The following is a 21,425-nucleotide window of genomic DNA, read 5'->3' as shown; positions in this document are numbered from 1 at the left end:
GGTCCGGCCATGGCGCAGTTCTTCATCGACCGACCCATCTTCGCGTGGGTGCTCTCCATCGTCGTCATGCTCGCGGGCCTGATGGCCATCCGCACGCTGCCGCTGGAGCAGTACCCCGACATCGCGCCGCCGCGCGTGTCCATCAACGCCACCTACACCGGTGCCTCCGCCAAGACGGTGGAAGACTCGGTCACCCAGGTCATCGAGCAGCAGCTCAAGGGGCTGGACAACCTGCTGTACATGCAGTCGACCAGCAACTCGTCGGGCGTGGCGCGGCTGTCGCTCACCTTCAACGCGGGCACCAGCATCGACGTGGCGCAGATGCAGGTGCAGAACAAGCTGCAGCAGGCCATGTCGCGCCTGCCGCAGCAGGTGCAAAGCCGCGGCGTCACCGTGACGAAGGGCGGCAACGACTTTTTGATGATCGTGTCGATGTACTCCGGCGACGGCAGCGCCTCGGCGGTGGACGTGGGCGACTACATCTCCAGCAACCTGGTGGACGTGATCAGCCGCATCGACGGCGTGGGCGAGGTGCAGACGCTGGGCACCGGCTACGCCATGCGCCTGTGGCTCGACCCCGACAAGCTGCGCAAGTACGCGCTGATGCCCTCCGACGTGAACGCCGCCATCACCGCGCAGAACGCGCAGGTCTCGGCCGGCCAGCTGGGCGCGCTGCCGGCCAACGCGCAGCAGCAGCTCACCGCCACCATCACCGCGCGCAGCAAGCTGACGACCGCGGAGCAGTTCGAGAACGTGGTGCTGCGCGTGACGCCCGACGGCGCCGTGGTGCGCTTGCGAGACGTGGCGCGCGTGGAACTCGGCGCCGAGAACCTCACGGTGCGCTCGCAACTGAGCGGGCGTCCCGGCGCCGGCCTGGGCGTGGTGCTGGCCGACGGCGCCAACGCGGTGCAGGTGGCCGAGGCGGTGAAGGCCAAAGTGGCCGAGCTGCAGCCGCTCTTTCCCAACCAGCTGCAGACCTTCGTGAGCTACGACACCACGCCGTTCGTGAGCGCGTCCATCGACGAGGTGGTCAAGGCGCTGCTGGAGGCCATGCTGCTGGTGGTGCTGGTGATGTACGTGTTCCTGCAGAACATGCGCGCCACGCTCATTCCGGCCATTGCGGTGCCGGTGGTGCTGCTGGGCACCTTCGGCGTGCTGTCGCTGGCCGGCTATTCGATCAACACGCTCACCATGTTCGGCATGGTGCTGGCCATCGGCCTGCTGGTGGACGACGCCATCGTGGTGGTGGAGAACGTCGAGCGCGTGATGCACGAAGAGGGCCTCTCGCCCAAGGAGGCCACGCGCAAGTCGATGGCCGAGATCACGCCCGCGCTCGTCGGCATTGCGCTGGTGCTGTCGGCGGTGTTCATTCCCATGGCCTTCTTCGGCGGCTCGACCGGCGTGATCTACCGGCAGTTCTCGATCACCATCGTCTCGGCCATGGCGCTGTCGGTGTTCGTGGCGCTCACGCTCACGCCGGCGCTGTGCGCCACGCTGTTGAAGCCGGTGCACAAGGGCGAACGCGCGGTGCCGCGCCGCGGCCTGCTGGGGCGGGTCGACCGCTTCTTCGCGGCCTTCAACCGCGGCTTCGACAAAAGCGCCGACCGCTACGAAGGCATCGTGGGCGGCATCGTGCGGCGCGGCAAGCGCAGCATCGTGGTGTACCTGTTGATCGCGGGCGTGATGGCGCTGCTGTTCATGCGCCTGCCCACCTCCTTCCTGCCCGACGAAGACCAGGCCTTCCTGCAGGTGCAGGTGACCTTGCCGCCGGGTGCGTCGAACGCGCGGCTGCAGCCGGTGGTCGAGCAGGTGCAGCAGTACTTCGGCAAGCAGCCCGAGGTGCTGAGCGTGAACGTGATCACCGGGCAGAACGGCGACCAGAGCTCGGCGCGCGCCTTCGTCAAGCTCAAGGACTGGGCCGAGCGCACGGGCACCGGCCAGTCGGCCGCCGAGCTTTCGCGGCGCGCCAACAAGGACCTGTCGTCGATCCGAGACGCGCGCGTGTTCGTGCTGCTGCCGCCGGCGGTGCGCGGGCTGGGCGCCAACGCGGGCTTCAACTTCCACCTGAAGGACATCAACGGGCTGGGCCACGACGCGCTGGTGAAGGCGCGCGACCAGGCCATCGACCTGCTGGGCCAGCGGCCCGAAGTGCGCAACGTGCGCAGCAACAACCTGGACGACACGCCCGAGTTCGCGGTGGACATCGACGACGCGCGCGCCGGCGCGCTGAGCCTGGCCACGTCGGACATCGACAGCACGCTGTCCAGCGCCATGGGCGGCACCTACATCAACGACTTTCTCGACAAGGGCCGCGTGAAGCGCGTGTACATGCAGGGCGACACCGACTTCCGCATGCTGCCCGCCGACATCGACCGCTGGAGCGTGCGCAACAGCCTGGGCCAGATGGTGCCGTTCCCGGCGTTCTCGGGTTCGCGCTGGAGCTACGGCTCGCCGCAGCTGCAGCGCTACAACGGCAGCCCCAGCTATGAGTTCGTGGGCGACGCGGCGCCGGGCGTGAGCTCGGGCGACGCCATGGCCGCCGTGGACGAGGTGATGAAGCAGATGCCGCCCGGCATCGGCTACGAATGGACCGGCGCCTCCTACCAGGAGCGGCTGTCGGGCGCGCAGGCGCCGATGCTCTATGCCATCTCGATCCTGTTCGTGTTCCTGTGCCTGGCCGCGCTGTACGAGAGCTGGTCGGTGCCGTTCTCGGTGATCCTGGTGGTGCCGCTGGGCATCGTGGGGGCGCTGCTGTTCACCAGCTTCCGGGGCTTGAGCAACGACGTGTACTTCCAGGTCGGCCTGCTGACCACGGTGGGGCTGTCGTCGAAGAACGCGATCCTGATCGTGGAGTTCGCCAAGCAGCTGCAGGAGCAGGGCAAGGGCGTGATCGAGGCCACGCTGCAGGCGGTGCGCCTGCGGCTGCGCCCGATTCTCATGACCTCGCTGGCCTTCGGCTTCGGCGTGCTGCCGCTGGCCATCGGCACCGGCGCGGGCGCGGGTGGCCGCCAGTCGATCGGCACCGCGGTGCTGGGCGGCATGGTGGTGGGCACGGCCCTGGGCATCTTCTTCGTGCCGCTGTTCTTCGCGCTGATCCGCGGCTGGCTGGCGGGCCGGCGCAAGGCAAAGCCCGAGCAGAACGTCATTGCGGGCACGACCGCGGAACAAGGAGGCCATTGATGAAGCACGCATTCCCGCTCCGCGCGGTGGCCCTCGCGGCGGTCGCATCCGCCGTGCTCGCCGGCTGCATCAACCTCGCGCCCGACTACGCCGCGCCCGCCTCGCCGGTGCCCCAAGCCCTGCCCTCCTCCGGCGTCGAAGCGGCAACGCCGCTCGATGTGGGCTGGCGCAGCTTCTTCGTCGAGCCCCGGCTGCAGGGCACGATCGAACTCGCACTGGCCAACAACCGCGACCTGCGCATGGCCGCGCTCAACATCGAGCGTGCGCGCGCCCAGTACGGCATTGCGCGCGCCGGCCTGTTCCCCACGGTGGAAGCCGGCGCGGGCGGCAGCCGCTCGCGCACGCCGGGCAGCCTGTCGAACAGCGGCGAGCCGCGCATCTCGTCGCAGTACAGCGCCAACCTGGGCCTCACGAGCTACGAGATCGACCTGTTCGGCCGTGTGCGCAACCTGGGCGAGGCGGCACTGCAGAGCTACTTCCAGACCGAGGCCACGCAGCGCGGCACGCAGATCAGCCTGGTCGCGTCGGTCGCCACCGCGTGGCTGCAGTTGGCCGCCGACGAGCAGCGCCTGCAGCTCGCGCGCCACACGCTGGAGAGCCAGCGCAAGTCCTTCGACCTGGTCGAGCGCAGCCACCGGCTCGGCGCGCAGTCGGGCCTGGCGCTCGCGCAGGCGCAGAGCACGGTCGATGCCGCGCGCGCCGACGTGGCGGCGTTCGACAGCCAGGTGGAGCAGGACCGCAACGCGCTGGCGCTGCTGGTCGGTGCCACGCCGCCGGCGGAGCTGCTGCCCGTGATTGGCACGGACACGACCGCGGCCACGACAGCCACTGCAGCCACGCAATTGCTGGTGCCGCCGGCCGGCCTGCCGTCGAGCGTGCTGCAGCAGCGCCCCGACGTGCTGGCCGCCGAACACGCCCTGCGCGCGAGCAACGCCGACATCGGCGCGGCGCGCGCCGCGTTCTTTCCGCGCATTGCACTCACCGCGTCGGCGGGCACGGCGAGCAGCACGCTGTCAGGGCTGTTCGCGGGCGGCAGCAAGGCATGGAGCTTCGCGCCGTCGGTCAGCGTGCCGATCTTCGACGGCGGCGCCAACCGCGCGAACCTGCGCGTGGCGCAGGCGCAGCAGCAGATCCAGATCGCCACCTACGAGAAGACGGTGCAGACGGCCTTTCGCGAAGTGGCCGATGCGCTGGCCGAGCGGCGCACGCTGGCCGAACGGCTGGACGCGCAGCGCTCGCTGCTGGGCGCCACCTCACGCAGCTTCGCGTTGTCGCAGTCGCTGTTTCGCAGCGGCGCGAGCAACTACCTCGACGTGCTCGATGCGCAGCGCGCCCACTACGCGGCGCAGCAGACGCTGATCGGCCTGCAGCTCACCGAGCAGACCAACCGGCTGTCGATCTACAAGGCGCTGGGCGGGGGCTGGAAGGAAGGCTGAGCCGCGGAAGCAGAAGCCGAAGAACTCAGGCGGCCGGGGCCGGCCGCAGCAGCCAGCGCACTTCCTGCGTCTGCTCGCTGTCCGGGTAGCGCGCCTCCATCGTGGCCAGGATGGGCTGCGCCATGTCGGCGCGGCCCAGGCCCTGCACCAGCGCGCGGGCGGCCAGCTCATAGGCCTGCGGAATCGTCTCGTGGCCGCGAAAGCGCTTGTCGAAACCCGAGATCAGCGCCAGCGTGGCGTGCGCGTCGCCGCCGCGCCATTCGGCGCGCGCCATGGTAATGACCATCTGCGCGTCGTCCAGCGAGAAGGCCTTGTCCTTTTCCTTGCAGGTCTTGAAGACCTTGAGCGCCTCGGAAGACAGGTCGCGGCGCATCAGCAGCGGGATGAAGCGCTTGCCGTGGTCGAGCATGGTGGCGCTCTTGTCGGGCATCAGCGCCAGCACGCGGTGGTAGCGGCGCTGCGCGGCCAGGTCGTCGGACGCGGCCGTGCGCTGTGCCTCGTAGGCGGTGCCCAGCGCGGCGGCCAGGTCGCCTTCGGTGACGAGCTGCGCCACTTCGGCGTCGGTGCGCTGCGCGGCGATCTGCTCGGGCGTGCGGCGCTCCACCGGGCCGCCGCCGTCGAGCTCGCTGCCCGCCACGGCGTCGAAGCCGAAGGCGTCGTGGTGCTGGAACATCACGTACCCCAGCAGGCTGGCCATGACCCAGCCGAAGTAGATGAAGGCGAAGTTGGCGATCGGCAGCACGATGCGCCCGTCGAACATCGGCAGCACCAGCGACAGCGCCACCTGCGCGCCCGTGCTCAGCAGGAACAGGAAGAAGCACAGCAGCGCGTAAGGCCAGCCGATGGTGCGCATCGTGTCCATCACGTAGCCCGGGTTCATCGCCTGGAAGAAGCTGCCTGACTGCACCAGCACGATCACCGCCGCGGGGAAGGTGAACGACATCACGAACAGGCCCACCGTGCCCAGGATGGGCGCGTAGTACGCGAGCCAGCCAATCAGCAGCGCCTGCACCAGCGAGATGGCGAACAGCTTCCACGGCAGGTAGGTCCACTCGTCGCTGGCCTCGCGGCCGAAGTCGGACGAGTCGCGGATGCCGCGCGCGCCCAGCGCGATGATCTTGAAGCCGTAGCGGCTGGCCGCCAGCATGATGCCGATCTCGATGACGATGAGCGCCACGGCGTCGGGCAGGAAGAACACGCCCTCGAACAGCAGGCTGCAGAACGACAGCACCAGCCCGTAGGCCAGCGGCCGCATCTGCAGCGGAAAGGCGAAGAAGCTGTTCAGGCGGTGCCAGAACGGCGGTGGCGGCGGCAGCGAATCCCGGATGGCGAGCATGGCGACGCCTCCTTTTTTTCTGTGGTGATGGGGGGTGCCGGCGGGCGGCTACTTGCGGAAGAAATCGCTCTGGCTCATGACCCCGCGCCCGCCCAGGCGCACCACGGTGCTGTCCTCGGCGTGCACCAGGCGCATCTGGCCGAGCTCGCGTTCCAGGCGCTGGTTGAAGCTGGTCTTCAGCTGCAGCGCGGAGTCGCCCATCTTCAGCACGCTGGTGCCCTTGACGACGGCGCTCTTGCGGTCGGAGGCCACCTCGACGGTGTCGATGTGGTAGTCGTATTCGATCGCCAGGATGGCGCCGACCTGGTCGTTGACGCGGCGCAGCGTCTCCATGGTCTTGCGGGTGGCGGCGCAGGCTTCGTCGCGGTCGAGCGACACCTCTTCGGTGCGGCCCATCATGGTGGTCTTCGCCTCGACGACGGCCTTGCGGCTGAGCTGCTTGCACAGCTTGTCGGCGTCGTTGGCCGACACGGCGCGCGCCTCCTGCTGGTAGTAGTCGCGCACCATCGACTCGTCGAGCTTGCGGCCGCCGATAAAGAAATACCACGCGCCCATGCAGAGCACGATCACGATCGCAATTTGCTTCATTACTTCCCCACCTGCGCTGGCGCGCCCCCTCGTTTTGCGGCGCAGTATACGTTGACAATTGTTTTCAATTTCGGCTTGACGGCTCCTTTTTCCGGGGTCCGTGGCTTGAATCCGACCGGCCGCCGGGCCCGTATATCAGGCATGCGCACCGATGCCCCACAATCCGCGGATGACAGCACCCAGCCCCGACGCCGAACTGATGGCGCTGATCGATCGGATCGGCCATCGCGACGAAGCCGCCCTGCGCCAGCTCTACGACCGCACCTCGCCCAAGCTCATGGGCCTGGCGATGCGCGTCGTTCGGCAACGCGAGTGGGCCGAGGACGTACTCCAGGAAGCCTTTCTGACCGTCTGGCGGGTGGCCGGCGACTACCGCGCATCGCTCAGTCCGCCGCTGGCCTGGCTCGGGCTGATCGTGCGCAGCCGGGCACTCGACCTGCTGCGCCGCCGCACCGCCGACCGCGCCCAGCTCACGCAGGAATTCGACGAGCTCATGGCCGACCAGTTCGAATCGGACGCGCCCAACCCGGCGGACACGGCCGATGCCAGCGAGCAGGCCTGGGCGCTGCACCAATGCCTGAGCCAGCTCGAGGGCCGGCAGCGCGAGGTGGTCAGCCTGGCCTACCTGCGCGAGATGAGCCACGGCGAGCTGTCCGAGCAGCTCAAGCTGCCGCTGGGCACGGTCAAGACCTGGATCCGGCGCGGGCTGGAGAAACTGCGCGTCTGCATGGGACGCTTTGCATGAATGCGATGACGACGACGACGAAGGCGGCCCTCTCATGAACCTCATCGCCAACCCCGAACTGCTCGAGCTGATGGCCGCGAGCCATGCGCTCGGCACCCTGCGCGGCGGCGCCCGCCGCCGCTTCGAGACCCTGGCCCGCGAACAGGCGCCGATCCGCGCCGCCGCGCTCATCTGGCAGGCCCGCCTTGCCAGCATGACCGAGCTGCAGCCCTCCGTGGTGCCCGACCCGGCCGTGTGGACCCGCATCCGCAACATGATCGACGCCGAGCAGGCCAAGGCCGCCATCGAGCGCCAGCGCGACGCGGCCAACGCCCGCGACGCCGCCCGGCCCCAGCCCGGCGGCTGGCTGCGCAGCCTCGCGCTGTGGCGCGGCGCCACGGCGGCCGGCGCGCTGGCCACCGTGCTGGCCGTGGTGGTCGGACTCAACCTGCGCGACCAGCTGGTGAACGCCCCGGCGGTGCAGTACGTCGCCGTGCTGTCCGACGACCAGGCCGCCGCTTCGATGCTGGTCACCTTCGACCCCAAGAAGAAGCAGCTGGTGCTGCAGCGCGTGAGCAGCTACAGCGAAGGCACCGACAAGTCGCTGCAGCTGTGGGCCCTGCCGCCGGGCGGTGCGCCGCGCTCGCTGGGCGTGCTCGACAACGCGCCCGCGCTGCGCCTGGCGGCGTCGGAATCCGACGTGCATGCCGTGCCGACCCTGGCCATCACCCTCGAAGCCAAGGGCGGCGTGCCGGCGGGCAGCGGTCCGAAGGGCCCGATCGTGTTCAAGGGCGCGCTCATCGAGAAGACCATCTAGGCCCGGCAGGCTTGCAACCCGTCACCGGCCTTCCCGTGGGCCCGTGGTAGAAACCCGCTTTGCCTTTCGTCATGCTGGTCCTTCGGTTGTTTCGGCCCTTCCCTCTTCCCATGCTTTCGATGAAAACCGCGCTCACCGCGGTCGCCACGGTCGCGCTGCTCACGGCGGCGCTCGCCGCGCACGCGCAGTCCACCTCCTCCTTTTTCCCCCAGGAATCCGAGACGGCCGCGGCCGAGGCCTCGGCCGCGCGCGACTACCTCGCCGCCAAGGAGCGCTGGCACAACGAACTGGCCGCCTTCGCGCGCGCCGACCAGGAGCGCTTTCCCGGCCCGGGCGGCGTGGTGTTCGTCGGCAGTTCCACCGTGCGCATGTGGACGCGGCTGGCGCAGGACTTCCCGCGCGTGCCCGGCGGCGTGGTCAACCGCGGCTTCGGCGGCTCCACGCTGAACGACTGCAGCCTGTTCGCGCGCGACCTCGTGGTGCGCTACAAGCCGCGCCAGGTGGTGGTGTACGCGGGCGACAACGACCTGGCCGAAGGCCGCACGCCGCTGCAGGTGCTCGACAGCTTCGCGCGCTTCGCCAACGCGGTGCGCGCCGAGCTGCCCGACACCCGCATCAGCTTCGTCTCGGTCAAGCCCAGCCCCTCGCGCGAGCAGCTGATGCCGCAGATCCGCGAGACCAACCACGTGATTTCGGCCTACCTCAACCTGCTGCCGAACAGCGAGTTCATCGACATCTACACGCCGATGCTCGGCGCCGACGGCCGCCCGCGCCCGGAGCTGTTCCGCGGCGACAAGCTGCACATGACCGACGAGGGTTACCGGCTGTGGCACGCGGTGATCGCGCCGCACCTGCCGAGCATCGCGCCGGCGCCGACCGCCTCCCTGCCCTGATCGGGCCTCGCGGGCTCGAGCCCTCGACGGTTTTCAGGCCCGTGCCGGCTGCGTCGGCACATCGTCCGCGGGCGGCGGCACGTCCGCCCCGCGCGTGAAGCGCGCGACAAAGTACATCCCCGCGAACACCACCACCAGCAGCAGGCCGTCGCCCCACCAGGGCCGCGCGGTCTGGCTGTCGCCGTAGAAGGCCAGCACCAGCAGCACCGCCACCAGGTGCGCGCAGAACACCGGCAGCGAGGCCGAGCCCATCGCCTCCAGCCAGCGCAGCCGCGGAACGAGCCGCATCAGCCAAGGCCCGAAGCGCACCGCCAGGATGCCCAGCGCCACCAGGTTCACCAGCCGCAACGGCCCGAGCTGCCACTTGTCGAACAGCAGGTTCAGCTCGATGTCGCCGCCGAACGGCGCCTGCCCGTTGATGCCGTGGTGGCGCCAGTACAGCCCGTACAGCGCAACGCCCGCGGCCAGCACCAGCAGCCACGCCGGAAAACGCAGCGGCTTCATGCCGGGCGTGTTGCGCGTGGCGCCGATGCACAGCCCCGAGAACCACAGGAACTGCCAGGCGTAGGTGTTGAACGCGCCCATCTCGTGGAACGGCACCGGCACGCCCAGGTGCTGCACGGCCAGCCCGTAGACCCATTCGCTGAGCCCGAACTGCGCCGCCGCCCACACGGTGGCGCTCACCACCATCACCCAGTTCCAGCCGTGGCGCATGGCGAAGGCCAGCACCCAGGGGCTCAGAAGCATGAAAAAGATGTACATCGGCAGGATGTCGAGCAGCGCCGGCTCGTAGATGAGCAGCAGCCCGAACAGGAAGCCGTCGCGCGGCTCCGCCAGGTAGTACGACACCAGGTTCTTCACGGCCGGCTGGTCGATGTGCAGGCCCACCGCGGCGATCACCGTGAACAGGAACAGCAGGATCGCCGCCTGGCACAGGTAGACCTTCAGCACGCGCCGCCAGAAGGCCTGGCGCATCGAGTCGACCCCGCGCACATAGCCGATGCGGCTGTACACCAGCCCGGCCACGAAGGCCGACAGCAGCACGAAGCCCTCGGCGGCCGACACGAAACCGAAAGGCTGGCCCAGCGGATCCGTGAGCCGGGTCGGCAGATGGGTGACGGTCATCAGCACGAGCATCAGCCCGCGCAAGGCGTCTATTTCCCAGTAGCGTTTCATCGGTCGGCGGCAAGGTCTTGGTGGCGGTCTGCGCGGCGCACGCAAGACAGCCTTCGATTGTAAGAAGTCCGGCGGACATGACGCTTGGCACTGACGAACCGTCGTGCAAATCGGCTACGCTGCGCGCTGCCTTAGGTGGAGATACAAAAAAGTGAACCGTTTCCTTCCAACATTGCTCCTGGCCGGCGGCGCCCTCATGGCCGGCCCGGGCTTTGCCCTCCAGATCACCAGCCTGACCCCGAAAGGCGAGGTTGCGCGCGTGCGCCAGATCGTCGCCAAGTTCGACCAGGCCGCCGTCAATTTCGGCGACCCGAAAGCCCCCGCCCCCCTCACCGTGAGCTGCAACGACGCGCAGGCCGGCAAGGGCACCGGCCGCTGGACCGACGCCAAGGCCTGGGTCTACGACTTCGAGAACGACCTGCCGCCCGGCGTGCGCTGCACGGTCACCCGCGTTCCCACCTTCAAGCCCAGCGCCGGCGGCGAGCTGACCGGGCCCGAGCGCTACCAGTTCAACAGCGGCGGCCCGTTCGTGCGCAACTACATGCCGGGCAGCTACAGCCGCATCGACGAGCAGCAGATGTTCATGCTCGAGCTGAACGGCGCGGCCACGCTGGACAGCGTGCGCCAGAACGTCTGGTGCACGGCCGATGGCGTGGGCGAGCGCATTCCGGCCAAGCTGCTCGACGGCGAGCAGCGCGCCGGCCTGCTGAAGGCCTTCGGCCGCGACAAGGCGGCCGAGAAAGACCCGCTGCGCTTCATCACCATGCAGTGCAACCGCACGCTGACGCCGGGCGCCAAGGTGCAGGTGGTCTACGGCAAGGGCGTGGCCACGCCGTCGGGCGTGGCCAACAACGTGGAGCGCCGCATCGAATTCCAGGTGCGCGAACCCTTCGCGGTGTCGTTCACCTGCGAGCGCGAGAACGCGCAGGCCGCCTGCCTGCCGCTGCGCCCGATGCAGCTCGAGTTCAACGCGCCGGTCACGCGCAAGCTCGCTTCGCAGATCGTGCTCAAGGGCAAGGACGAGACCACCAAGGCCCAGATCGCCAACGACAGCGGCGCGCAGAGCGACGACGACGTGGTCAGCAGCGTGTACTTCGGTCCGCCGCTGGCCGAGAGCGCGCAGTTCAGCATCGAGCTGCCCTCCAAGTTCGAGGACGCCTCGGGCCGCCCGCTGGCCTCGCCCGGCAGCTTCCCGCTGAAGGTGGCGACCGGCATGATGCCGCCGCTGGCCAAGTTCGCCGCCTCGCCCTTCGGCGTGGTCGAGCGCCTGGCCGAGCCCGACACCCCGGCCATGATGCCGGTTACCGTGCGCCGCGTGGAGCCGCAGCTGATGGTGCAGGCCCTCACGCCCGGCAAGGTGAGCGACATGAACCCGAAGACCGACGCGGAAATCATCGCGTGGTTCCGCAAGGTGCGCCGCTACGACAGCTTCAGCATCTCGCGCGAACAGGCGCGCAAGGACGTCAAGAGCCCGCTGCCCCCGGTCATCGACAAGGACGACCGCACCTCGCTGCAAACGCGCATGCTGTCGCTGCTGGGCGGCCAGACCGGCGTGAAGACGCTGGACATGCCCAAGTCGGACGCGGGCGATCCGCGCCCGTTCGAAGTCATCGGCATCCCGCTCACGCCGGGCTTCCACGTGCTGGAAATCGCCTCGCAGAAGCTCGGTGAAGCGCTGCTCGACGAACGCTACAACGCCGGGCGCACGATGTACGTGCGCACCACCGCGCTGGCCACCAACCTGGCCGTGCACTTCAAGCTGGGCCGCGAGAACTCGATGGCCTGGGTCACCACGCTGGACAAGGGCAAGGTCGTGGCCGGCGCCGAAGTGCGCGTGTCCGGCTGCGACGGCAAGGCCGTGGCCACCGGCACCACCGACGCCAACGGCATCGTCATGCTCAACGGCATCGCGCCGCAGGCGCCGTCGTGCAACGGCCCGAACGAATACGACACGGCCGCCTGGTTCGTCAGCGCCCGCGCCAAGGACGAGAAGGGCGTCGAAGATCTCGCCTTCACCTGGAGCGACTGGCAGCGCGGCATCGAGCCCTGGCGCTTCAACGTGCCGACCAACATGCAGGCCGAGCCCGACCGCATCGCCCACACCATCTTCGACCGCACGCTGCTGCGCGCCGGCGAAACGGTGTCGATGAAGAGTCTGATCCGCACGCAGACCAGCAAGGGATTCGGCCTGCCCGAGAACCGCCCCGACACGCTGGTCATCACCCACGTGGGCAGCGGCCAGCGCTTCACCCAGCCGCTGAACTGGCGCAAGACCGCCACCGGCGGCCTGAGCGCTGAGAACACCTTCCCCATTCCGCCCGCCGCCAAGCTCGGCGTGTACCAGGTGGTGCTGCGCACCGGCGGCGGCAAGGACGCCAACGCAGACAACGACAACGAAGGTGACGGCGACGAGGGCTACGCCCGCAGCTTCAGCACCGGCGTGTTCCGCGTCGAGGAATTCCGCCTGCCCGTGCTCGAAGGCCGCATCTCGCCCACCGAGAAAAAGCCGCTGGTGGCCGCCACCAGCGTGCCGGCCGACGTGCAGATCAACTACGTGGCCGGCGGCGGCGCCGCCAACCTGCCGGTGCGCGTGTCGGCCATGGTGCGCGGCAAGAGCCTGAGCTTCTCCGACTACGACGCCTTCAGCTTCAACCCGCCGCGCGCCACGCAGGGCGACGGCACCGAGGCGGCCACCGCCGCCGGGGACACCGGCGCCGGCGAAGAAGACCTCAACAGCGTGAACGACACCCGCGTGATCGCCGACAAGCTGCCCGTCACGCTGAACAAGGACGGCGCCGGCAAGGTCACCATCGACAAGGTGCCCAAGGTCAAGTCCGCGCGCGAGCTGCTGCTCGAAGCCACCTACGCCGACCCGAACGGCGAGGTGCAGACCATCCGCAGCACGCAGACGCTGTGGCCGGCCTCCGTCATTGCCGGCATCAAGACCGAAGGCTGGGTCTCCACCAGCCAGAAGCTGAAGTTCCAGGCGCTCGCGCTCGACCTCACGGGCAAGCCCCAGGCCAACGTGACGCTCAACGTGCGCGCCGTGGCGCGCATCACCACCACCAGCCGCAAGCGCATGGTGGGCGGCTTCTACACCTACGACAACAAGACCGAGACCAAGGACATCGGCACCGTGTGCAGCGGCAAGAGCGACGCGCGCGGCCTGCTGCTGTGCGAGTCGGAGCTGAAGGAAGCCGGCGAAGTCGAACTGATCGCCAGCGCCACCGACAGCGACGGGCGCGACGCCAAGGCCGTGAGCTCGGTCTACGTGACCAAGCAGGGCGAACTCTGGTTCGGCGGCGAGGACAACGACCGCATCGACGTGCTGCCCGAGAAGAAGAGCTACCAGCCCGGCGAGGTCGCCAAGTTCCAGGTGCGCAGCCCGTTCCGCTTCGCCACCGCGCTGGTGGCCGTCGAACGCGAAGGCATCATCGAGACGCACGTGGTGCAGCTCGACGGCAAGGACCCGACCGTCACCCTGCAGGTCAAGCCCGAATGGGGGCCCAACGCCTACGTGAGCGTGCTCGCCCTGCGCGGGCGCCTGCGCGAAGTGCCGTGGTACAGCTTCTTCACCTGGGGCTTCAAGTCGCCGCGCGAGTGGTGGACGGCCTTCTGGTACGAAGGCAAGGAATACGTGGCGCCCACCGCCATGGTCGACCTGAGCAAGCCCGCCTACCGCCTGGGCATGGCCGAGATCCGCGTGGGCACGCAGGCCCACCAGCTCGACGTGAAGGTGACCAGCGACAAGCCCAGCTACCCCATTCGCAGCAAGGCGCAGATCACCATCAGCGCCAAGCTGCCCGACGGCAAGCCCGCCGCCGGTGCCGAAGTGGCGCTGGCCGCGGTCGACCAGGCGTTGCTGGAGCTGATGCCCAACGACAGCTGGAACCTGCTGAACGCCATGCTGCAACGCCGCAGCTGGGGCGTGAGCACCTCCACCGCGCAGATGGAAATCGTCGGCCGGCGCCACTACGGCCGCAAGGCCGTTCCCGCGGGCGGCGGCGGCGGCAAGGGCCAGACGCGTGAACTGCTGGAGACCCTGCTGGTGTGGAACCCGAAGGTGGTGCTCGACGCCAACGGCCAGGCCGTGGTGACGGTGCCGCTGAACGACGCGCTCACCACCTTCAAGATCGTGGCCGTGGCCGATTCGGGCACCAGCCTGTTCGGCACCGGGCAGACCAGCATCCAGGCCACGCAGGATCTGCAGATCATCAGCGGCCTGCCGCCGCTGGTGCGCGAGGACGACCAGTTCCGTGCCCAGATCACGCTGCGCAACACCACGCAGAAGCCCATGAAGGTCGAGGCCACGCCGCGCGCCACCCTGCTCACGCTGGAGCCGCAGACCGTGGACATTCCGGCCGGCGAGGCGCGCGAAGTGGCATGGACCGTGACCGCGCCCGCGCAACTCGCGCAAACGCGCGCCGAAGCCATCCTGTGGGAGATCGAGGCCAAGGACACCATCGGCGGCGCACGCGACGCGCTCAAGGTGCGCCAGCGCATCGTGCCTTCGGTGCCGCTCACGGTGCAGCAGGCCACGCTGGTGCAGGTCGACGGTCCCTTCACGCTCGACGTGGCGCCGCCCGCCGACGCCCTGCCCGGGCGTGGCGGCCTGAAGATGTCGCTGCAGCCCAGGCTGGCCGAAGGCCTGCCGGGCGTGCGCGACTGGTTCGCCAACTACCCGTTCATCTGCCTCGAGCAGAAGACCAGCAAGTCGGTCGGCCTGCGCGACGCGAAGATGTGGCAGGGCGTGCTGGCCACGTTGCCGACGTACCTGGACAGCGACGGCCTGGCCAGCTACTTCCCGCCGCGCGACGGCGAGGCCAACCGCGGCAGCGACATCCTCACCTCGTACCTGCTCGCGGCCACCAGCGAAGCCGCTTCGCTCGACCCCGCCTTCGCGCTGGCCGACGACATTCGCGCGCCGATGGAGTCGGGCCTGATCGCCTTCGTCGAAGGCCGCATCACGCGCGAGTTCTGGAGCCCGCGCAAGGACCTGGACGTGCGCAAGCTCGCCGCGCTCGAGGCGCTCTCGCGCTACGGCAAGGCCAAGGGCAGCATGCTCGGCAGCATCACCATCGCGCCGAACCAGTGGCCCACCAGCGCGGTGATCGACTGGCTCAACATCCTGAAGCGCGTGAACGACGTGCCGCAGCGCCAGCAGCGCCTGGAAGAGGCCAACAACGTGCTGAAGGCACGGTTGTCGTACCAGGGCACCAAGCTGATCTTCAGCACCGAGCAGGACGACTACTGGTGGTGGCTGATGACCAACGGCGACGTCAACACCGCCCGCCTGCTGCTCAGCGTGATGGACGACCCGGCGTGGAAGGACGACATCGGCAAGCTCGCCAACGGCTTCATCGGCCGCCAGCAGAACGGCGCCTGGCACACCACCACCGCCAACCTGTGGGGCGGACTGGCGCTGGAGAAATTCAGCAAGGTGTTCGAGAGCACGCCGGTGGCCGGCATCACCGCCGCCACGCTCGGCGCCGCCAAGGCGCAGGTCGACTGGAGCCGCGTCGAACGCGTGAAGACCAGCGACGCCGCCGGTGCACCGAACCAGACCACCTTCTTCGGCGCGCCCGCCTCGCCGGGCAACCTGAAGAACAACACGATGTTCCTGCCGTGGGCCACTTCATCGAACGCGCCTTCGGGCGCCCCGGTGCGCGACACGCTGCTGGTGACGCAGCAAGGCACCGGCAAGCCGTGGCTCACGCTGCAGTCGATTGCCGCCGTGCAGCTGAAGGCACCGTTCGCGGCGGGCTACGCCATCAAGAAGACCATCACCCCGGTCGAGCAGGCCACCGCCGGCAAGTACACGCGCGGCGACGTGCTGCGCGTGACGCTGGAGGTGAACGCCAGCACCGACATGACGTGGGTGGTCATCAGCGACCCGGTGCCGGGCGGCGCCACCATCCTGGGCAGCGGCCTGGGCCGCGACTCGCAGATCGCCACGCAGGGCGAGAAGAAGAGCGGCGCCGGCTGGCCGGCCTTCGAGGAACGCAGCTTCGAGGCCTTCCGCAGCTACTACGAGTACCTGCCCAAGGGCGTGGTGAAGATGGAATACACGGTGCGCCTGAACAACGTGGGTGACTTCGCGCTGCCGCCGAGCCGCGTGGAAGCGATGTACGCGCCCGAGATGTTCGGCGAGACGCCGAACGCGCGGGTGAAGGTGGAGGCGGCGAAGTAGGCCGACCCCGACCGACGACAACAAGGAAAAAGAGGAACCGCCATGGGCTTGGCCATCAGCGTCGGCACGCTTGCCGACTTTCTAGCGAACGACCCCGAGGGGGCCGAGTGGTTCGAAGGCGACTTCGAGATCGTGAACCAGGTGCTGGCGGCGGCAGGCCTGCCGCCGCACGCCGAGCCGCGCGAACTGCCGGCGCTGGATTCGCGGGCCTCGCTCGACGGGTTTCCGTACGCGTTCATCCACTACCTGCGCCGCGCCTACGCGCACAGCGTCGTGACGCCGGGCTGGAAGGCGACGCCGGTGGAAGACGGTGTCGACCCCTCGGAAGACCCCGCCATCCAGGCCGCGCTCGACGTGGCCGAAAGCCACCTCATCTGCCACTCGGACGCCGAAGGCTTCTACGTGCCGGTCGAGTTCGAGGACGTGCTGTTCTCCGAGTCCGAATCGGAAGAAGAGGCGCTGACGGGCGGCATGCTCGGCTCGTCCTACCGGCTGCGCGACGAGTTGGTGCAGGTCGCGCCCGCGCTGGGCATTGCATTGACCGACGGTGACCTGTCCGATGAAGAGGCTGCACGCATCGACGCCTTGGTCGAAGAAGACGAAGGGCTGTCCCGCGAGTACGCCTCGTGGTTGCTGCTGTATGAGATGGCGCGCCTGAGCATTGCGCACAAGACGGCGATCGTGTTTTCCTGAGCGCGGCGTCCCGGATCGACTGAAGGATCTGCGAAGCCATGTTCGAAACGCCCATTCACTGGGTCCGCGACATCGCGCCGCACCGGCTGGGACTGATGGCGCGTCCACGCGGCGGTGACGCGCTGCGCGAGGAAGTCGCCGCCTGGCAACGCGCGCACCTCGGCATGGTGGTCTGCCTGCTCGAATCGCATGAGATCCGCGAACTCGAGCTCAAGGAAGAGCCGGCGCTCTGCGCCGAACACGGCATCGCCTTCCTGCACTTCCCTATTCCGGACCGCGGCACGCCGAAGTCTCGCCAGGAGGCTGCCGCGCTGGTCACGGAACTGAACGCCGAGATCGTCGGCGGGAAAGCCGTCGCGATCCACTGCCGGGCAGGCATCGGCCGCACGGGCCTGATCGCCGGTGCGCTGCTCCACACGCTGGGCGTTGCGGGCAAGGACATCTTCCCGCTGCTGAGCCGCTCGCGTGGCGTCGGCGTGCCGGACACGCCGACGCAGGCGAAATGGGTCGCGCAGTATGCGCAGGCGCGCTCCTCGCACACGCGATGAAAGAACCTCCGGGCAATGACGCCATGACCCCTTCCCCCCTCACGCGCCACCTCGCCACCGTCACCCTCCTCGTGCGCGAGTACGACGAAGCCATCCGCTTCTTCACGCAGGCACTGCGCTTCGACCTCGTCGAAGACACGCCGCGCGGCCCGGGCAAGCGCTGGGTGGTGGTCGCGCCCTCGCAGAGCACCGGCAACGCGGGCGCCGCGCTGCTGCTGGCGAAGGCCGTCACCGACGAGCAGGAAGCCGCCGTCGGCAAGCAGGCCGGCGGCCGCGTGTTCCTGTTCCTGCACACCTCGGACTTCGCCTGCGACCATGCCCACATGGCGTCCCACGGCGTGCGCTTTCTCGAAGAGCCGCGCCACGAGCCGCATGGCACCGTGGCGGTCTTCCAGGACCTCTGCGGGAACAAGTGGGACCTGATCCAACCCGCCGCCATGACGGCCGTCACCCACACCGCACCATGAACCAGGACCGCATCTTCTTCACCGGCAACCCGTGGCCCGAGGGCCACCCCGTCAAGGAATTCCGCTGGACGGCAGCGGTGCGCGACGGCCAGGTTCGCTTCGACCTGCACCTGCGCAGCGACGACTACGAGGCCGAGCGTGAAATCGAAGACCCCGAGGAAGAGGAAGGGGACGAAACCGAAGACGGCGAGTACATCGGCGACTGGCAATCGGTCGGCGTATGGACCAACTACCACCGCTGCACGCTCTCCTCCACCCACTGGGGCGCGGGCGACGGCCTTGCCGTGTGCGCGGCGGCCGACTACAGCCTGGACATGCTCGACGGCCTCGAGATCGTGGTGGACGACCCGCCGCCCGCGGACATCGAGCAGAACTTCTTCCACATCTACCTGCTGGGCCACGACGCCGCGGCGGCGCACCGCATCCGGTTCGACCGCATCGCGGGCACCGAGCGCTTCAACGTCACCTGGACCGGCAAGATCGCGCTGGCCTATGCCGGCGACAACGAATACAAGTACGAGTTCGCCGCGCACCTGTACGGCGTGGAGGCGCCGCGCCTTCCGGCATGAGCCTTCGAAGCTACCTCTCGCAAGCCTTCCGCTGGCAGCGCGGCCGCCAGGGCACGGGCTACGACAAGATGCTGCTGGCCACCGCGCGCTGGCCGCTGCCGTTCGACAGCTACCTCATCCGCTACCCCGAAGGCTCGGAGATCCCGCCGCACACCGACCCGGTGCAGGCCGGGCGGCACTACCGGCTCAACGTCGTGCTGAAGTCGCCGCGCTCGGGCGGCGAGTTCGTGTGCGCCGATCCGATCTTCGAGACACGGCGCATCAAGCTGTTTCGCCCCGACGCCTGCGTGCACAGCGTGACGCGGGTGGTGGGCGGCAGCCGGTATGTGTTTTCACTGGGCTGGGTGTTGCGCCGCCACGCGAGTGGTGCGGGCCGCGCCTAGCTCTTCATCTGCATGTCCATTCCACCCGGAGCCACCCCATGACCCACCATTTCGACGACCCCGAAGAAGGCCTCGCCCGCGAGACCAGCCACCCGCGCTTCGTGGCGCTCGCCGCCGACGACTTCTACTACGACGTCGCCGACGACTTCAGCCCCTTCGGCAGCGACGACGGCAACGACACGCTGTCGTCGCTGGAAGACTGGTACCGCGACGGCGGCAAGAACAACAAGGTCGCGGGCTTCCTCAAGGAGATGCTCGCCGACTGGGACTTCGGCGTGCCCAAATCCATGCACCGCGCCGACGCCGACGTGCGCGAGAAGTGGCTCGCCAAGGAAGACATGCACGAAACCTACCTGCTGTCCGAATGCCGCGCGCGCGTGGCAACGGCCTTCGGGCAGCTCAAGATCACGGGCGAGGTCGACCCCGGCATGCGCGACGAGGCGCTGGCCGCCATCGCGTGCCAGCTGGCGCTGAACGAGCGCGCCCGTACGCAGCAACCCGCCTGGCCGCACGCCGACGAGAACCAGGCGCGGCTGACCGCGATGCAGGCAGTGTTGAACGCGCTTTGAAGCACGCATCGGCCTAAACTGCCCTCCCCTCTTCCTCAGGAGAAAGCCCATGACCACGATGGAGATCGCGAACCAGCTTGTCGCGCTGTGCCGGCAAGGGAAATTCCAGGACGCCAGAGCGCTGTATGCCGACGACGCCGTGAGCGTCGAGGCAGGCGCGCCGCCCGGCGGGCAGCGCGAGGCCGTCGGCCTGGCGGCCATCGAGGCCAAGGGCAAGTGGTGGACCGACAACCACGAGGTGCATTCGGCCAAGATCACCGGCCCCTGGCCGCACGACGACCGCTTCATCGTCGGCTTCGAGTTCGACGTCACGCTCAAGCCCACGGGCCAGCGCTTCAAGATGGAAGAAGCGGGCCTGTACACGGTGAAAGACGGCGCCATCGTGCGCGAAGAGTTCTTCTACTCGATGGGCGCCTAGCCGCCGCGTGGCCACCGCCCCGCAGCACACCGCCGGCGTTGCCACGGCCTGCCCGCGCTGCGGGTCGGTGGCGCTGCGCGGGCTCGCCGAATCCACGGCGACGACGGCGTTCTTCGAATGCCCGTCGTGCCGCCGCCACTTTGCGCGCAAGCGTGGCGGCGCGCTGACCTACCGGTGGGGGCATCCCGTCAGCCTCGCGCTCTACGGCGTGCTCTTCGAGCCGGCGCCGCTGACGGAAGCGCCGCGCATCGCCGAATCGCTGCGACAGGGCCGCACGCCCGAGGCACTGGCGGCATTCGCCGAAGAGATCGAACTGGAGCTTGCGCACCCCACGCAGCAGGTCGGGGACATCCTTGGCGGCAAGGCGTCGGAGGCTGCGTGCCGGGCATTCCTGGCGGCGGTCGTTCGTCAGTTGAAAGACGCTTAGCCCGACCCCGTCCCGCCCATGGCCAGCGCGGCGGTTACGGCGGTGACGCCGGTTACGGCGGTGACGATGCGCACCGCCGCCCGCGTTGTCCTTGTGCGCGGCCCGCCGGATGATTCGCGGCGTCATCACTTGCGCACCCGCTTTTCACGCCATGCTTTCTTCCAGACCCGACCAGCAACGCCGCGCCCTGCTGGTGCGCGGCGGCAGCGCCGCCGCCGCATTCGCCGCCTCGTGGCGCGCCGGCTTCGCCCACGCGGGCGCCACGCCCGACGCCGCCATCGAAGAACGCGCGGACCTCGCCCGCCACTTCACCGCCGCGGGCACGCCCGGCACCTTCGCGCTGTTCGACGCCACCACGTCGAAGCTCACGGTGGTCAACGGCAAGCGCGCGGCCCAGCGCTTCGTTCCCGCCTCGACCTACAAGATTCCCAACAGCCTGATCGCACTGGAGACCGGCGCGGTGAAGGACATCGACGAGGTGCTGCCCTGCGGCGGCAAGCCCCAGCGCCGCAAGGCATGGGAACGCGACATGAACCTGCGCGACGCCATCCGCGTGTCGAACCTGCCGGTGTACCAGGGCGTGGCGCGCCGCATCGGCATGGCCCGCATGAACGAATGGATCGCACGGCTGCACTACGGCAACGAGGCGCTGGGCCCGGCGGTCGACCGCTTCTGGCTCGACGGCCCGTTGAAGATCTCGGCCATCGAGCAGGCGCGCTTTCTGGCGCGGCTGGCCCTGAAGCAGCTGCCGCTGTCGGCGCGCACGCAGGAGATGGTGCACGACATCACCCTCGTCGAGAAGACACCCGCGCACGCGCTGCATGCCAAGACCGGCTGGTACCACAAGCCGCCGGTGTCGATGGGCTGGTGGGTGGGCTGGATCGCCGATGCGCAAGGGGGCGTGAAGAGCTTCGCGCTCAACCTCGACATGCACAGCGACGACGACGCGCCCAAGCGCCTGACCATCGGCCGTGCGCTGCTGGCCGAGCTGGGCGCGCTGTAACCCCGCGG

18 protein-coding genes are annotated in these 21,425 nt (G+C 69.0%); 15 read left to right on the top strand and 3 right to left on the bottom strand.

Translation table 11 applies throughout. The annotated features are described in order from the left end of the window. Nucleotides 1-9 precede the first annotated feature (9 nt). Together BM013_RS05710 and BM013_RS05705 are read left to right on the top strand one after the other, a co-directional pair. The gene (locus BM013_RS05710) at nucleotides 10-3,180 is read left to right on the top strand and encodes an efflux RND transporter permease subunit (RefSeq protein ID WP_093123962.1); all 3,171 of its coding nucleotides are present in this window, start codon (nucleotides 10-12) and stop codon (nucleotides 3,178-3,180) included. Continuing rightward, nucleotides 3,180-4,616: an efflux transporter outer membrane subunit gene (locus BM013_RS05705; RefSeq protein WP_093123959.1), complete on the top strand. Its 1,437-nt coding sequence runs from the start codon at nucleotides 3,180-3,182 to the stop codon at nucleotides 4,614-4,616. Before BM013_RS05710 ends, BM013_RS05705 begins: the two co-directional genes overlap by 1 nt. A gap of 25 nt (nucleotides 4,617-4,641) precedes the next feature. On the opposite strand, the gene BM013_RS05700 is transcribed toward BM013_RS05705, so the two are convergent. Then, nucleotides 4,642-5,952 (bottom strand): hypothetical protein, encoded by a 1,311-nt coding sequence (locus BM013_RS05700; protein WP_093123956.1) that lies wholly within the window; start codon nucleotides 5,950-5,952, stop codon nucleotides 4,642-4,644. 48 nt (nucleotides 5,953-6,000) lie between these two features. Further along, nucleotides 6,001-6,540, bottom strand: a complete 540-nt coding sequence (locus BM013_RS05695) for a hypothetical protein (RefSeq protein ID WP_093123953.1) — start codon at nucleotides 6,538-6,540, stop codon at nucleotides 6,001-6,003. 169 nt (nucleotides 6,541-6,709) lie between these two features. On the opposite strand from BM013_RS05695, the gene BM013_RS05690 reads away from it, so the two are divergent. The 3 genes from BM013_RS05690 (at nucleotide 6,710) to BM013_RS05680 (ending at nucleotide 8,974) form a co-directional block, all read left to right on the top strand. Then, nucleotides 6,710-7,285 carry an RNA polymerase sigma factor gene (locus tag BM013_RS05690; protein WP_256219776.1) on the top strand — a complete coding sequence of 192 codons (576 nt, stop codon included), beginning with the start codon at nucleotides 6,710-6,712 and terminating at the stop codon, nucleotides 7,283-7,285. 34 nt (nucleotides 7,286-7,319) lie between these two features. After that, nucleotides 7,320-8,081 (top strand): anti-sigma factor, encoded by a 762-nt coding sequence (locus tag BM013_RS05685; RefSeq protein WP_093123947.1) that lies wholly within the window; start codon nucleotides 7,320-7,322, stop codon nucleotides 8,079-8,081. A 110-nt stretch (nucleotides 8,082-8,191) separates the two neighbouring features. Continuing rightward, nucleotides 8,192-8,974, top strand: coding sequence for an SGNH/GDSL hydrolase family protein (locus BM013_RS05680; RefSeq protein ID WP_371268836.1), 783 nt, complete (start codon nucleotides 8,192-8,194; stop codon nucleotides 8,972-8,974). A gap of 33 nt (nucleotides 8,975-9,007) precedes the next feature. Here the strand turns inward: BM013_RS05680 and opgC are convergent, their stop codons facing one another. Next, nucleotides 9,008-10,150, bottom strand: coding sequence for an OpgC domain-containing protein (opgC, locus tag BM013_RS05675; RefSeq protein ID WP_093123945.1), 1,143 nt, complete (start codon nucleotides 10,148-10,150; stop codon nucleotides 9,008-9,010). 196 nt (nucleotides 10,151-10,346) lie between these two features. On the opposite strand from opgC, the gene BM013_RS05670 reads away from it, so the two are divergent. From BM013_RS05670 to blaOXA, 10 genes are all read left to right on the top strand, one after another. Next, entirely contained in the window at nucleotides 10,347-16,340 is a 5,994-nt protein-coding gene (locus BM013_RS05670; protein WP_371279690.1) for an alpha-2-macroglobulin family protein, read from the top strand. Between the two features lie 42 nt (nucleotides 16,341-16,382). After that, complete coding sequence (locus tag BM013_RS05665) at nucleotides 16,383-17,033, top strand: hypothetical protein (RefSeq protein WP_093123939.1); 651 nt, start codon at nucleotides 16,383-16,385, stop codon at nucleotides 17,031-17,033. A 38-nt stretch (nucleotides 17,034-17,071) separates the two neighbouring features. Continuing rightward, nucleotides 17,072-17,581 carry a phosphatase domain-containing putative toxin gene (locus tag BM013_RS05660; protein ID WP_093123936.1) on the top strand — a complete coding sequence of 170 codons (510 nt, stop codon included), beginning with the start codon at nucleotides 17,072-17,074 and terminating at the stop codon, nucleotides 17,579-17,581. A 23-nt stretch (nucleotides 17,582-17,604) separates the two neighbouring features. Next, nucleotides 17,605-18,048 (top strand): VOC family protein, encoded by a 444-nt coding sequence (locus BM013_RS05655; protein WP_093123933.1) that lies wholly within the window; start codon nucleotides 17,605-17,607, stop codon nucleotides 18,046-18,048. Further along, entirely contained in the window at nucleotides 18,045-18,617 is a 573-nt protein-coding gene (locus BM013_RS05650; protein WP_093123930.1) for a hypothetical protein, read from the top strand. The genes BM013_RS05655 and BM013_RS05650 overlap by 4 nt, the downstream gene beginning before the upstream one ends. After that, nucleotides 18,614-19,000, top strand: coding sequence for a 2OG-Fe(II) oxygenase (locus tag BM013_RS05645; RefSeq protein ID WP_093123927.1), 387 nt, complete (start codon nucleotides 18,614-18,616; stop codon nucleotides 18,998-19,000). Before BM013_RS05650 ends, BM013_RS05645 begins: the two co-directional genes overlap by 4 nt. Nucleotides 19,001-19,038: 38 nt before the next feature. Further along, nucleotides 19,039-19,569, top strand: a complete 531-nt coding sequence (locus tag BM013_RS05640) for a MolR family transcriptional regulator (RefSeq protein WP_093123924.1) — start codon at nucleotides 19,039-19,041, stop codon at nucleotides 19,567-19,569. Between the two features lie 49 nt (nucleotides 19,570-19,618). Continuing rightward, nucleotides 19,619-19,987: a nuclear transport factor 2 family protein gene (locus BM013_RS05635; RefSeq protein WP_093123921.1), complete on the top strand. Its 369-nt coding sequence runs from the start codon at nucleotides 19,619-19,621 to the stop codon at nucleotides 19,985-19,987. 7 nt (nucleotides 19,988-19,994) lie between these two features. Beyond that, nucleotides 19,995-20,414, top strand: coding sequence for a hypothetical protein (locus BM013_RS05630; protein WP_093123919.1), 420 nt, complete (start codon nucleotides 19,995-19,997; stop codon nucleotides 20,412-20,414). A gap of 151 nt (nucleotides 20,415-20,565) precedes the next feature. Continuing rightward, nucleotides 20,566-21,417, top strand: coding sequence for a class D beta-lactamase (gene blaOXA, locus BM013_RS05625; RefSeq protein WP_093123917.1), 852 nt, complete (start codon nucleotides 20,566-20,568; stop codon nucleotides 21,415-21,417). The last annotated feature ends 8 nt before the right edge of the window (nucleotides 21,418-21,425 follow it).

It is taken from the genome of Variovorax sp. OK605 (assembly GCF_900115445.1).
Classification (GTDB): domain Bacteria; phylum Pseudomonadota; class Gammaproteobacteria; order Burkholderiales; family Burkholderiaceae_C; genus Variovorax.
Note: the sequence above shows the minus strand (reverse complement) of the source record. Positions and strands in the feature narration are given on the sequence as shown.